Source organism: Arthrobacter sp. MP_M4, assembly GCF_035984855.1.
Lineage (GTDB): Bacteria > Actinomycetota > Actinomycetes > Actinomycetales > Micrococcaceae > Arthrobacter.
Genome location: NZ_JAXCHX010000002.1, coordinates 301,021 through 313,948 on the forward strand (window position 1 = coordinate 301,021; position 12,928 = coordinate 313,948).

A 12,928-nucleotide genomic window follows, 5' to 3' on the forward strand; every position below is an offset into this window, starting at 1 on the left:
GTGACCATGCCTGACACCAAGCACCCGCTGACCATCTTGATTGCCGCGGATACTTACCCGCCCCACGTCAACGGCGCGGCCATGTTCGGTTACCGCCTGGCCAAAGGCATGACGGCGCGCGGCCACAACGTGCACGTTCTGGCCTGCCGCGCCGATAGAGGCAAGAGCTATACCGAATTCAGTGATGAAGGCACCGTCCACCGGATCCGTTCGCACTCAGTTCCCACCCACGAATACTTTCGGATCACTTTTCCCTGGGAAATCAAAAAGGAGATCAGTCTGCTGTTCGACCGGGTGCAGCCCGACGTCGTCCACATCCAAAGCCACTACATGATCGGCGAGCACGTGCTCTACGAGGCCGTCAGGCGTGGTATCCGGGTTGTCGCGACCAACCACTTCATGCCGGAGAACCTGAACCCGTTCCTGCCCTTCCCGGAGTGGTTCAAGGACGTTGTAGGACGCATCTCCTGGAAGGACATGGGCAAAGTCATGGGCCAGGCCGACGTCGTCACGACGCCGACGCCGCTCGCAGCCAAGGCGATGCATGACCACGCGTTCCTCCGCAAAGTGCTGCCGCTCTCCAACGGCATCGACTCGGCGGCGTACGAACTTAAACCCGGCGAAGAGCTGGTGCGCCACTCGAGCCCAACGGTGCTGTTCGTCGGCCGGCTCGCCGAGGAAAAGCACGTCGACGTCCTCATCGACGCCGTCGCCAAGACGCCCAAGGAACTGGACGTCCACCTCGAGGTAGTCGGCGGCGGCGAGGGGCGTCCCGCCCTCGAAGCCCAGGTTGAGCAGCTCGGGTTGCAGCACCGGGTCAAATTCCTTGGCCTGGCCAGCGACTCCGATCTCCGTGAGGCGTATTTGGCAGCTGATGTGTTCTGCATGCCCGGCACCGCAGAGCTTCAGTCGCTGGTGACCCTGGAAGCCATGTCAGCTTCCACTCCCGTTCTGCTGGCGGACGCCATGGCGTTGCCGCACCTGGTGCGCGACGGCGAGAACGGTTACCTGTTTACGCCCAACGACAGCGGCGACCTCGCCGCCAAAATGACGCGGATGCTCTCACTGCCCGCCGACGAGCTGGAGGCGATGGGCAAAGCGAGCCGGGGAATTGTCGAAAGCCACAGCCTGGAACGTACCCTGCAGGCCTTCGAGGACCTCTACCGCGGAGCGAGCTATGAGGACCTCGTCGTCTAAACAGGTCCACTAGTATTGCTAGAGTGAATTTTCCCGGAAACCATTCGGCCCGCGTGTGGCCCGAAGCGGGTTCCGGCCACGGGGCTATAGCTCAGCTGGTTAGAGCGCGGGACTCATAATCCTAAGGTCCTCGGTTCAAGTCCGAGTAGCCCTACCCCCTGCGGACCCGTCCACCGGCCCGCTCCCGGAGCCGGGCTGACGTTTCAACGTCAGCCCGGCTCTTTGTTTTTCGGCAGGGGCCGATCGCCGGGCTCCGGCCGCCGGGTGCGTCCGCGCCTTCGTGCGTCCGCGCCACTGTCAGTGTGTCCTGCCTCTCTTGCGATGATCCGGCCGGCTGCGGTAAGTTACTGATGAGTAACATTCGCCCGGCGCGCTGACAGCGCCACCCTCGCCGCTGCTGATCCCACGTGAAGGAACATCATGTCCAAAGCTGACATCGACATCAACAACCTCCCGTACGCCGACGGCGACTTCTTTGCCTTCGAGCAGCTGCTCAGCGGCAAGGAACAGGACCGGCTTGCGGAGGTCCGGGACTTCCTGGCCCGCGAGGTCAAGCCGATTGCTGTTGACTGCTGGAACCGGGCCGAGTTCCCCATGGACCTGATTCCGAAGCTGGCCGAGATCGATCTCGTGAGCCCGGTCCGGAGGCAGGGATATTCAAACCTTTTCGCAGGGATCATGCATGCCGAGGCAACGCGTGCCGACACCTCCATCGCGACCTTCCTGGGTGTCCACGACGGACTCTTCACCGGCTCCATCGAGGCGCTGGCCTCCCAGGAACAGCAGGAAGCCTGGCTGCCGGACATCTACGCCCTGAAGAAGATTGGCGCCTTCGGCCTCACCGAACCACTCGGCGGATCAGATGTTGCCGGCGGCACCCGGACCACTGCCCGCAAGGAGGGGGACAGCTGGATCCTCAACGGCGCCAAGCGCTGGATCGGCAACGCCACGTTCTCCGATTGGGTGGTCATCTACGCCCGCGACCTCGCCGATAACCAGGTTAAGGGCTTCCTCGTGGACACCAAAGCTGCCGGCTACAGCGCCACCAAGATTGAGAACAAGATTTCCCTGCGCACCGTGCAGAACGCCGACATTACTCTCGACAACGTGGTGGTCCCGGATTTCTACAAGCTTGCGAATGCCAACAGCTTCCGCGACACGAACAAGGTACTCAAGGTCACCCGGCTGTCCGTGGCCTGGCAGGCGGTAGGCCAGCAGCTCGCAGCCTTCGACGTCGCCCGCCGCTACGCTGTGGAGCGCAGCCAGTTCGGACGCCCGATTGCCTCCTTCCAGCTTGTGCAGCACCAGCTGGTCCAGATTCTTGGCAATGCTGTCAGCTCGATGGGCATGATGGTCCGGCTGTCCCAGCTGGAGGACCAAGGCGAGGCCAAGGACGAGCAGTCCGCTCTTGCCAAGGCCTTCACCACGGCCCGCATGCGCGAGAGTGTGGCCTTGGGCCGCAGCCTCCTCGGCGGCAACGGCATTGTCACCGACTTCGAAATGGCCAAGATCTTCTCGGACGCTGAGGCCATCTACTCCTACGAGGGAACCCACGAGATCAATACCCTCGTCACGGGCCGCGCGATCACCGGTATCTCTGCCATCGTTTAGCGGCCACCTCCACGCGCGCGCCGGGAGGCTCCGGAGCGTTCGCCCTTCGCCCTTCGCCCGAGTCCCTTTGCCCGTCCCTGCCCCTAACCGGGAGCTGGGTCCAGAGGCGGGAGCAGGACGGAGGGCCGCAGGTCGGTGACGAAGGCCAGCGGATTCACATAGGTCTCACCCCGGCGGACCCCCCAGTGGACACAGGGGCCCGGGAGGCAGTGGCCGGGCTCGATCCAGCCCAGCACATCTCCCTCCGTGACGGCCGCTCCCGGCTCCAGGGTGCTGCGCACTGCCTCGAAGCTGCTGCGCAAACCGCCGCCGTGGTCGATGGTGATGACCGGGCGGTCCACCACGACGCCGGCAAAGCTAACGGTGCCGGACGCGGGCGAGGAGACGGCGGCGCCGGGCTCCGACGCTTGAAGGTCCACACCTCGATGGCCGCTCAGCCACGGTCTTGCCGGCGGATCAAAGGTACGCAGGATGGCGGGTCTGGGGCTAAGCGGCCAGCTCCACCCGGCGGGCAGCCCGCCGTCGACGTGGAACCGGGGGTGGAGCCTGGAAACGTGCCGGGGGTCCCGGAAGCGGAGGCCGCCTCCGGGTTTGCTGACCCGGCCACCGGCACAAGCGCTAGAAGCACCACGGCACCAAGGGCCGCCAATTGCTGCGGCAGATTCATGGCTCCAGCCTGCTGCGGCCGGGAGGCCGGCGAAAGAAGATCCTTGGGCCAAGTGGATAACGCGGCCCCTCTCGGCGCCATCCTTGGTGCCCGTCCGGTGAGCTCCGGTCTCCCTGGATCCGTCCGGTCCGCCACCTGCCCTGTAGTACACTTGGTGGAGCAGTTTGCTGTGCCCTCACGCTTGATCACTGTCTTTGTGCGAGCAAGGTAATTATCTAAGCCGGCACGCCTCATTCAGGGGTGCGGGGGAGCGGGAACTGACTACGCGTATCCAGACCTCCTCATGTGAAGCTGAAAATTTTCAAGTGGGAGGACTGCGCCTCTTACGGTCCGGGCCAGTGGTTCGGGAGAAGAAGTGCAGTGGATGCCAGGAGCACCGCCCGCCTGGGTGTTGCTAATTAACCGTCAACTATTGGCAGGGTAAGACAGCCCTTGGGCTCTCTCATGAATGACCTGCCGGAAGGAGCGTCGGCATGCCCGTCGTAACTATGCGCCAGCTGCTTGACAGCGGCGTCCACTTTGGACACCAGACCCGCCGTTGGAACCCGAAGATGAAGCGATTCATCTTCACGGAGCGCAACGGCATTTACATCATTGACCTGCAGCAGTCGCTGTCCTACATCGACCGTGCCTACGAGTTCGTCAAGGCCACCGTTGCCCATGGCGGCACCGTTCTCTTCGTCGGCACCAAGAAGCAGGCGCAGGAATCCATCGCCGAGCAGGCCACCCGCGTTGGCCAGCCGTACGTCAACCAGCGTTGGCTCGGCGGTATGCTGACCAACTTCCAGACGGTTTCCAAGCGCATCCAGCGCATGAAGGAACTCGAAGAGATCGACTTCGACGACGTCGCCGGTTCCGCGTACACGAAGAAGGAACTGTTGCTCCTTCGCCGCGAGCTCACCAAGCTGGAAACCAACCTCGGTGGTATCCGCAACCTGACCAAGGCGCCCTCCGCGCTGTGGATCGTTGACACCAAGAAGGAACACCTTGCTGTTGACGAAGCCAAGAAGCTGAACATCCCGGTGGTTGCCATCCTGGACACCAACTGCGATCCGGACGAAGTCGACTTCCCGATCCCGGGCAACGACGACGCCATCCGCTCCGTCAACCTGCTGACCCGCGTTGTTGCTGACGCCGTTGCTGAGGGCCTCATCGCCCGGAACCAGCGCGCCACCGGCACCACGGAAGCTCCGGAAGAGCCGCTGGCCGAGTGGGAGCGCGAGCTCCTCGAAGGCAGCAAGGCCGAGGCGGCCGCTGCTGCTGAAGCTGCACCCGCTGCTGAAGAAGCTCCCGCCGCTGAAGCTGCTCCGGCTGCAGAAGCTGCTCCGGTTGCTGAAGCTGCCCCCGCTGCCGAGGCTGCTCCGGCTGCTGACGACGCTGCGGGCGAATCCAAGTAGTCAGACTGTTCCGTCTGCTTTGGCTCGACTGACAAATGAAACCGGATCACCCCGCCCGCTTTCCGCGGCGTAGGGGAACTGACAGGATGGCCGCCCACTGGACGTGGGCTGCCGTCCTGTCAGTCCGTACACCACACAAAATTTCTAGACAGAGGGGTTCACATGGCGAACTACACTGCCGCTGATATCAAGGCTCTGCGCGAGCGCACGGGCGCCGGCATGATGGATGTCAAGAAGGCTCTCGACGAGGCCAACGGTGACGCCGAGAAGGCCATCGAAATCATCCGCATCAAGGGCCTGAAGGGCGCTACCAAGCGTGAAGGCCGCTCCACCGCGGAAGGCCTGGTTGCCGCCAAGGTCGACGGCGGCGTCGGCGTAATGATCGAGGTCAACTGCGAGACCGACTTCGTGGCGAAGGCTGACAAGTTCATCCAGTTCGCCGACAAGGTCCTGGCCGTCGCCGTCGAGTCCGGCGCTGCCGATCTCGAGACCCTGCTCGCCACGGACGTTGACGGTAAGCCGCTCTCCGAAATGGTCGTCGAAGAGGGCGCCATTCTGGGCGAAAAGGTCGTTGTCCGCCGCATCTCCCGCGTCGAGGGTGCAACGGTCGATGCCTACCTGCACAAGACCTCCAAGGATCTCCCGGCCCAGGTCGGCGTCCTGTTCGCTGTTGATGGAGAGGGCGAAGCCGCTGCCACCGCAGCTCACGACGTCGCCGTCCACGTTGCCGCGATGTCCCCGAACTACCTCTCCCGCGAGGATGTGCCGGCCGACCTCGTTGAGTCCGAGCGCCGCATCGCTGAGGAGACTGCCAAGGCTGAAGGCAAGCCCGAAGCAGCAATGACCAAAATTGTGGAAGGCCGTGTCACCGGCTTCTACAAGGGTGAGGTCCTGCTCGATCAGGCATTTGCCAAGGATTCCAAAAAGTCTGTTGCGCAGGTCCTCGAAGAGGCCGGCGTCAAAGGCACCGCGTTCACGCGTTTCCGCGTCGGTTCCTAGCCAGACACCAGCCAGCAACTGACTTGGCACGCTGAGGGGGTGGTCACTGCGGTGGCCGCCCCTTTTGCATGCGCGCAGGATATCCCCGGACACCCCTTCCCGGAGCCTGCGTTCGGAAGCTCGCCCGGTCAGATCCGGGGCCCGGCGGAATCACGCCTTCGGTCCCCGGCACGATACCCTTTTTCAGAGTTCACCAACGGGAAGGCACCATGGAAACCGTCACCACTTCAGCCCAGCCAAAAAAGAGCCGACGCCGAGTCCTGCTCAAGCTTTCCGGCGAGGTCTTCGGCGGCGGGAAGCTCGGCGTCGACCCGGACACCGTCCGCGGAGTAGCCAAGCAGATCGCCGCAGCAGTTCCCGATGTCGAGGTCGCGATCGTCGTCGGCGGCGGAAACTTCTTCCGCGGCGCCGAACTGTCGCAGAGCGGTATGGACCGCTCACGCGCGGACTACATGGGCATGCTCGGCACGGTCATGAACTGTCTTGCCCTCCAGGACTTCCTCGAGCAGGCCGGCGTCGAAACCCGCGTCCAGAGCGCCATCACCATGGGCCAGGTCGCGGAGGCGTACATTCCGCGCCGCGCCATCCGCCACATGGAAAAGGGCCGCGTCGTAATTTTCGGTGCCGGTGCCGGACTGCCTTACTTCTCTACCGACACCGTTGCCGCCCAGCGTGCCATGGAGGTCCACGCCGACGTCGTCCTCATGGCCAAGAGCGGCGTCGACGGCGTTTACACCGCAGACCCCAAGAAGGACCCCACAGCCGAGAAGCTCCACCACCTCAGCTACGACGAGGCCCTGCGCCGTGACATCCGGGTGATGGACCAGACCGCCATGACCATGTGCAAGGACAACAACCTCACCATGGTGGTGTTCGGCATGGAAGGCGAAGGCAACGTCACCCGGGCCATCCGCGGCGAGGAGCTCGGCACCGTAGTCACCCCCTAGCAACAGCTAGGATGTTTTCAGGACAGTTCCGTGCCCCGCAGCCTGCTGCCGGCGGCCGGAAAACCACAGCGCCCCCCGCCAGCGGAGGTTGCACCAATTTCTGAGGAGAGATCGTGATCGAAGAAACCTTGCTCGAAGCCGGGGAAAAGATGGACAAGGCGGTTGAAGTAGCCAAGGAAGACTTCGCCTCGATCCGGACCGGCCGCGCCAACCCGGGCCTGTACAACAAGGTCCTGGTCGATTACTACGGTTCGCCCACGCCGCTGCAGCAACTGGCCTCGTTCGCCATTCCGGATGCGCGCACCATCCTGATCACGCCGTTCGACAAGACCGCGTTGCGCGACATCGAACGTGCGCTCAGCGATTCCGAGGTCGGCGCCAACCCCTCCAACGACGGCAACGTCATCCGGATCACCATCCCGGACCTCACGCAGGAACGGCGCAAGGAATACGTCAAAATCGTCAAGACCAAGGGTGAGGACGCCAAGGTGTCCATCCGCAACATCCGCCGCAAAGCCAAGGAAACCCTGGACAAGCTCGTCAAGGACGGCGAAGCCGGCGAGGACGAGGGCAGCCGCGGCGAAAAGGAACTCGACGCCCTGACCAAGGCCCACGTCGACGGCATCGATGAACTGCTCAAGCGCAAGGAAGCCGAGCTGCTCGAGGTCTGATGGCGCAGGAACAGGGGGACCCCGGAGCCGGCGTCCGGGTGCGGGGCAAACAGCGGAGAAACCCGACGCCGAAAGCCGGCAGGAACCTGCCCGCCGCCATCGCGGTGGGGCTCGGCATGCTTGTCGTCGTTCTCGGCGGCCTGCTGTTCCTCCCGCTGGGTTTCGTGCTGATCGTTACCGCTTTCGGGGTTTTCGGGGTCTGGGAAGTCTTCCGTGCTTTGGAAACCTCGGGCACCCGGCTGCCCATCATTCCTGTCATGACCGGCACGGTCGCGATGCCCGTTGCCGCCTACTTCGGCGGCCTGGAAAGCTTCCTGTTTGCGATGATGCTCAGCAGCGTCGCGGCGTTGATCTGGCGGTCCCTCGAGGGTGCCGCCGGATCCGCACGGAGCATCTTCGCCGGCGTCTTCACGTTGGCCTGGGTCCCGTTCATGATCAGCTTCGCTGTTTTGCCGCTGCACACGCCCTCGGGCGAGACGCCGGTGGGGCTATGGCCCGACGGCGTTATCCCCCCCGGAGCGTGGCAGATCGCCACCCTGCTGCTGCTGGTGGTCGCCAACGACACGTTCGGCTACCTCGTTGGCGCCTCGCTGGGCAAGCACCCGATGGCACCGAAGATCAGTCCCAAAAAGAGCTGGGAAGGCTTCGCCGGTTCCATCGCAGGCGCTACGGCGGTTGGCGTGCTGGCCGCAATCTTCCTGCTGGACAAGCCCTGGTGGTGGGGTGCAGGACTCGCCGTGGGCATGGTGGCCGCAGCCACCGCCGGAGATCTCGCTGAGTCCATGGTCAAGCGCGAACTTGGCATCAAGGACATGAGCAGCATCCTGCCCGGCCACGGCGGGGTCATGGACCGGTTGGACTCGATCGTCTTCGCCTCCCCGGTGGCCTTCATCCTTTGCTCACTTTTCGCCGCCGTGTGAGCCAGCCCTCATGCACCCTGCGGCCCTAGAATGGTGCCGGCAACCCCGGCAACCCGGCCGATCGGCATAACGGCATTGAAGGAAACAACAGTAACAGTGGACATCCAACGGCAGATTCCTGCTTCCTTTGACCGCGTGCAGCCCAACCTTTACGGCTATAACGCCAAGCAGGTGGACCAGTTCATGCAGCGCGCGCGGCTGTCCTTCGAGTCACCAGGGTCCGCCGCCGGGGCCGTCAAAAGCGCGGACGTCAGGGCCGTTTCCTTCGACCCCGTCAAGGGCGGCTACGCTGCCGGGGGCGTCGATGCGGCCCTCGACCGGCTCGAGGATGCCCTCGCCCTGCGGGAACGTGATGAACTCGTGGCCGAACGCGGGAAGGAAGCCTGGCTCCGGGAGATCGGCCAGATCGCCGGGGTGCTTCGTGGGCGGCTGCACCGCGGCGACGGCGAGCGGTTCCGGCGTCCGTCCAAGGCCAAAGCCCGCAGCTACAACACCACGGACGTTGACGATCTTTGCCACGAACTGATCGGCTACCTCGAAAAAGGCAAGCCGCTGAGCGTGGACAATATCCGCCGCGCGATCTTCCGACCCGCGGTCGGCAAGGACGGCTACGAGGAAAACCAGGTGGACGCGTTCCTGGACCGCGCCGTTGAACTCATGGCCGCCATCGACTGAGCGACGCTACCGTTCGGTGACGAGCGGCCGTTCCGGTGTGTGCAGCCGCGTCATCAGCCGGGTGATGTTCCGCGGCACGCGCGCCCGGGTGGCGCGGGAGACAAGCACCATCACAGCAAACGCGGCCGGCACCGTCCAGGCCGCCGGCTGCGCCAGCCACGCCGGCGTGCTGCCGGTCCCCATAAGGGGCCCCGCAGCCATCGCTCCGCCGCACAGCACCGCGCCGGTCGCCATGCCGGCAATGGCGCCGGCGTCGGTAAGACCGCGCCACCAGATGCCCAGCAAGAGCACCGGACACAGTGTTGATGCTGTAAACGCAAACACCATTCCCACGCTGCCGGCCAGCGCCAGCGAACCCGTCATGGATGCGATCCCCAACGGCACCACCGCGGAGAACACCGCCGCCCGTCGGAAGCCTTTGACACTGCCGCCCAGGAGGTCCTGGCTGATGACTCCGGCGAGCGAGACCACCAGCCCGGAGGTCGTGGATAGGAAAGCAGCGAACGCCCCCGCCACCACCAGGGCGGACAGCAGATCACCGGCGACCCCTCCCACCAGTTCACCGGGAAGCACCAGCACCAGGGCATCGGCCTGCCCGCTCTGCGCCAGTCCGGGGGCGAACATCCGGCCCAGCAATCCGTACGCCGTCGGGAACAAATAGAACACTGACAGCAACCCCAGGACAATCAGGGTGGTCCGGCGGGCCGACTGCCCGTCCGGGTTGGTGTAGAACCGCACCAGGACGTGGGGCAGCCCGAGCGTGCCAAACAGCAGGGCCACCAACAGTGAAATATTGGCGTACAACCCGGCGGGAGCGGCCCCTGTGGGGTTCGCAGACGCGGCGGCCACGGCAGGCGTGCCGGCGTCCGAGAGCACCAGGACAATGAAAACGAAGGGGATGGCCAGTGCCGTGAGTTTCAGCCAGTATTGGAACGCCTGGACAAAGGTGATGGAGCGCATGCCGCCGGACACCACGGTGACGCAGACGACGGCGACCACCGCCACCATGCCCACCCAGGCCGGCAGCCCGGTGGTGATCCGGATCGCCAGCGCCGCGCCGTGAAGCTGCGGAACGATATACAGCCAGCCGACCATCACGACAACGACGCTGGTAACGCTGCGGACCACCCGGGAATCGAGCCGCGCCTCGGTGAAATCCGGGATGGTGTACGCCCCCGAGCGGCGGAGCGGGGCGGCGACGAAAAGCAGCAGCATCAGGTAACCGGCCGTGTACCCCACGGGAAACCACAGGGCGTCCGTGCCGGAGAGCAGGATGAGCCCGGCGACGCCGAGGAAACTAGCCGCCGACAGGTATTCACCGCCGATCGCCGAGGCGTTCCACCAGGGCCGGACCGTCCGAGAGGCCACGTAGAAGTCCCCGGTGGTGCGCGAGATCCGCAGGCCATAAAAGCCGATCACCGCCGTTGCCAGTGAAACGGCGGCGAAGGCAGCGATGCCCACAACCGGGTTCACGGATGCCTCACTTGTCCCCAACGAGGTCACGGTAGCGGGACTCGTTCCGCGCCGCCGTCCGGATGTACAACCAGGCGCTGAGCCCGATCACCGGATAAATCCCGATACCCAGCAGGACCCAGTCAAAAGGCAGTCCCGCAATCGTGGACCCCGCGAGGCCGGGGACCAGTCCCAGCATCAGCGGGAACGCGACCAGGATCAGCAGGAATCCCGCGGCCACCACCACCGCGAGCCGCAACTGCGAGCGGATCAGCGACCGGACGAACACCTGGCCGGCGTCGGACTCCTCGGCAGCTTCGCGCGAGTCAGCCGCCGACCGTGCGGCCGGGGGCAGGCCGCCCTGCGGGGCGGTATTGCGGGGGGCGGTGACGCGGACGCGCGTCATGCCTGGGGCCGGATCCGGGTCGCCTCAAGCTTTTCCCGCACCGACGGCAGGTGCCGGCGGCTGATGGGCAGTTCCGCCCCCGCCACGGTGACGCTGGGCCGGGCCGCGGCAAGCTTCATATGGCTGACATGGTTCAGTGCGATGAGGTAGGAACGGTGGATGCGGAGGAAATCCGCGGCCGCCCACTGCTGTTCCAGGTCGGCCAGCGGGACGCGGATGAGGTAACTCGCGTCCGCGGTGTGCAGCCGGGCGTAGTCACCCTGCGCCTGGACGTACGTGACGTCTTCGCGGCGGATCATCTTGGTGGTCCCGCCGAGGTCCACGGTGATCATTTCCGGGCGGGGCGCTCCGTCCTTGAGCAGCTCACTGATCCGGCCGATCGATTTGGCGAGGCGCTCGGCGCGGACGGGCTTGAGCAGATAGTCGACGGCGGCCAGCTCGAAGGCCTCCAGGGCGCAGTCCTCATCCGCCGTGACGAAGACTACGGCGGGCGGCTTGCTGCTGCGCGCGATGACGCGGGCGATGTCCAGGCCTGAGAGTGCGGGCATGTGGATGTCGAGGAAGACGGCGTCGACCTCTTCGGATGCGAGGGCGCGCAGGGCCTCGGCTCCCGAGGACGCGCGGTGGATGATGCCGATCCGGTCATCCCGGCCGAGCAGAAAGGCCAGTTCCTCGACTGCGGGCAGCTCGTCGTCGGCGACGAGGACGTTAATCATGGGTCAAGCGTACTGCCGCGCGCATTTGGGCCGGGCCTGCTCACGCGTCGTGGCGGGGCTGGGACTTGGGCACCCGCATGGTGATCAGGGTGCCTTCCCCGGGCGCCGTCTCGATCACCAGCCCCGTGTCGTCGCCGTAGACCTGCCGTAAGCGGGCGTCGACGTTATGCAGCCCGACGTGGTCGCCGTCGCTGTGGCCGGCAAGGACTGCCCGCAGCTGCTCCGGATCCATGCCCACGCCGTCGTCCTCGATGGTGACCACAGCGAACGCCCCGGAGTCATTGGCCGTAATGGTGATATGGCCGGGCCCCTCCTTGGCCTCGAGGCCGTGCCGGACGGCGTTTTCCACCAGAGGTTGCAGGCTCAGGAACGGGATGACGGTACTGAGGACCTCGGGAGCAATCCGCAGGCTCACCTGGACGCGGTCGCCGAACCGGGCCCGTTCCAGCAACAAATAGCGGTCTATGCAGCGCAGTTCCTCGGCCAGGGTGGTGAAATCACCGTGCCGGCGGAAGGAGTAGCGGGTGAAATCGGCAAACTCGACCACAAGTTCCCGGGCCCGGACGGGGTCCGTGTTGATGAAGGAAGCGATCGCGTTCAGTGAGTTGTAGATGAAGTGCGGGCTGATCTGTGCCCGGAGTGCGCGCACCTCGGCTTCCATCAGGAGTGTGCGGGAGGCGTCCAGTTCGGCCAGCTCCACCTGCGTCGCCACCCAGTCGGCCACCTCGCTGGTGGCCCGGACCAAGCCCGCGCCGGCCGCGGGGGCGAAGGCCGCCACAACGCCCACCACCCGGGTTCCGGCCTTGATCGGGGCGATCACCGCGGCACGTTCCACGTCCGGCCGGACCGCCGCGGAACCGTTGCGCCAGGCGAGTTCCTGCACTTCACCGGCCGGGATCACAGCCGTGTGTCCGCCGTCGAGCACTCCGGCCGCGAGCTCCATCAGGGCCGGTTTGAGCTCATCCCCGGCGCCGTCCCAGGCGAGCACGCCGGCGGCGTCCGTGATGGCCAGTGCATCACAGCCCAGCAGGCTGCGCAGCTGCCGGCTTGCCTTCGCAGCGCCCGCCGGGTTCAGTCCCGTCCGCAGGTGCTGGCCGGCGCGGGACGCCGCGTGCAGGGTCTTGTAGGTGGCCCGCTCCGCGTCGGTGCCAAGTTCCCGGAAGGAGCGCAGCACCTTGAGTCCCACGGCCACGACGACGGCGATCCCCGCCGCGATCACGGCGATGGCGGCGGCGATGAACAGGGGAGAGTCGGGCATGGGCCCAGCGTA

The 12,928-nt window shown here is 65.4% G+C and carries 13 protein-coding genes and 1 tRNA gene; 9 read left to right on the top strand and 5 right to left on the bottom strand.

The window, feature by feature from the left end:
• The first annotated feature begins 6 nt into the window (after nt 1-6).
• From RCH15_RS03795 to RCH15_RS03805, 3 genes are all read left to right on the top strand, one after another.
• Nucleotides 7-1,197, top strand: a complete 1,191-nt coding sequence (locus tag RCH15_RS03795) for a glycosyltransferase (RefSeq protein ID WP_409017211.1) — start codon at nt 7-9, stop codon at nt 1,195-1,197.
• 80 nt (nt 1,198-1,277) lie between these two features.
• Nucleotides 1,278-1,351 (top strand) — tRNA-Ile (locus tag RCH15_RS03800).
• 266 nt (nt 1,352-1,617) lie between these two features.
• Nucleotides 1,618-2,808 (top strand): acyl-CoA dehydrogenase family protein, encoded by a 1,191-nt coding sequence (locus RCH15_RS03805; protein WP_326958182.1) that lies wholly within the window; start codon nt 1,618-1,620, stop codon nt 2,806-2,808.
• Nucleotides 2,809-2,891: 83 nt separating this feature from the next.
• On the opposite strand, the gene RCH15_RS03810 is transcribed toward RCH15_RS03805, so the two are convergent.
• Nucleotides 2,892-3,227 (bottom strand): M23 family metallopeptidase, encoded by a 336-nt coding sequence (locus RCH15_RS03810; protein ID WP_326958184.1) that lies wholly within the window; start codon nt 3,225-3,227, stop codon nt 2,892-2,894.
• A gap of 721 nt (nt 3,228-3,948) precedes the next feature.
• On the opposite strand from RCH15_RS03810, the gene rpsB reads away from it, so the two are divergent.
• The 6 genes from rpsB (at nt 3,949) to RCH15_RS03840 (ending at nt 9,084) form a co-directional block, all read left to right on the top strand.
• Entirely contained in the window at nt 3,949-4,872 is a 924-nt protein-coding gene (gene rpsB, locus RCH15_RS03815) for a 30S ribosomal protein S2 (RefSeq protein WP_326958186.1), read from the top strand.
• A 162-nt stretch (nt 4,873-5,034) separates the two neighbouring features.
• The gene (gene tsf / locus RCH15_RS03820; protein WP_326958188.1) at nt 5,035-5,871 is read left to right on the top strand and encodes a translation elongation factor Ts; all 837 of its coding nucleotides are present in this window, start codon (nt 5,035-5,037) and stop codon (nt 5,869-5,871) included.
• Between the two features lie 209 nt (nt 5,872-6,080).
• Complete coding sequence (pyrH, locus tag RCH15_RS03825) at nt 6,081-6,818, top strand: UMP kinase (protein ID WP_326958190.1); 738 nt, start codon at nt 6,081-6,083, stop codon at nt 6,816-6,818.
• Nucleotides 6,819-6,931: 113 nt separating this feature from the next.
• Nucleotides 6,932-7,489, top strand: a complete 558-nt coding sequence (frr, locus tag RCH15_RS03830) for a ribosome recycling factor (RefSeq protein WP_326958192.1) — start codon at nt 6,932-6,934, stop codon at nt 7,487-7,489.
• Nucleotides 7,489-8,409, top strand: coding sequence for a phosphatidate cytidylyltransferase (locus RCH15_RS03835; protein WP_326958194.1), 921 nt, complete (start codon nt 7,489-7,491; stop codon nt 8,407-8,409). Before frr ends, RCH15_RS03835 begins: the two co-directional genes overlap by 1 nt.
• Before the next feature lie 96 nt (nt 8,410-8,505).
• Complete coding sequence (locus RCH15_RS03840; protein WP_326958197.1) at nt 8,506-9,084, top strand: DivIVA domain-containing protein; 579 nt, start codon at nt 8,506-8,508, stop codon at nt 9,082-9,084.
• A 6-nt stretch (nt 9,085-9,090) separates the two neighbouring features.
• Here RCH15_RS03840 and RCH15_RS03845 read toward each other — a convergent pair whose 3' ends face one another.
• From RCH15_RS03845 to RCH15_RS03860, 4 genes are read right to left on the bottom strand one after another with little or no spacing between them, the layout of a single operon-like run.
• Nucleotides 9,091-10,557 carry a sodium/solute symporter gene (locus RCH15_RS03845; RefSeq protein WP_326958199.1) on the bottom strand — a complete coding sequence of 489 codons (1,467 nt, stop codon included), beginning with the start codon at nt 10,555-10,557 and terminating at the stop codon, nt 9,091-9,093.
• 7 nt (nt 10,558-10,564) lie between these two features.
• Nucleotides 10,565-10,942 (bottom strand): hypothetical protein, encoded by a 378-nt coding sequence (locus RCH15_RS03850; protein ID WP_326958201.1) that lies wholly within the window; start codon nt 10,940-10,942, stop codon nt 10,565-10,567.
• Nucleotides 10,939-11,658 carry a LytR/AlgR family response regulator transcription factor gene (locus RCH15_RS03855; RefSeq protein ID WP_326958203.1) on the bottom strand — a complete coding sequence of 240 codons (720 nt, stop codon included), beginning with the start codon at nt 11,656-11,658 and terminating at the stop codon, nt 10,939-10,941. Before RCH15_RS03855 ends, RCH15_RS03850 begins: the two co-directional genes overlap by 4 nt.
• A 40-nt stretch (nt 11,659-11,698) precedes the next feature.
• Nucleotides 11,699-12,916, bottom strand: coding sequence for a sensor histidine kinase (locus tag RCH15_RS03860; RefSeq protein ID WP_326958205.1), 1,218 nt, complete (start codon nt 12,914-12,916; stop codon nt 11,699-11,701).
• Nucleotides 12,917-12,928: the final 12 nt, after the last annotated feature.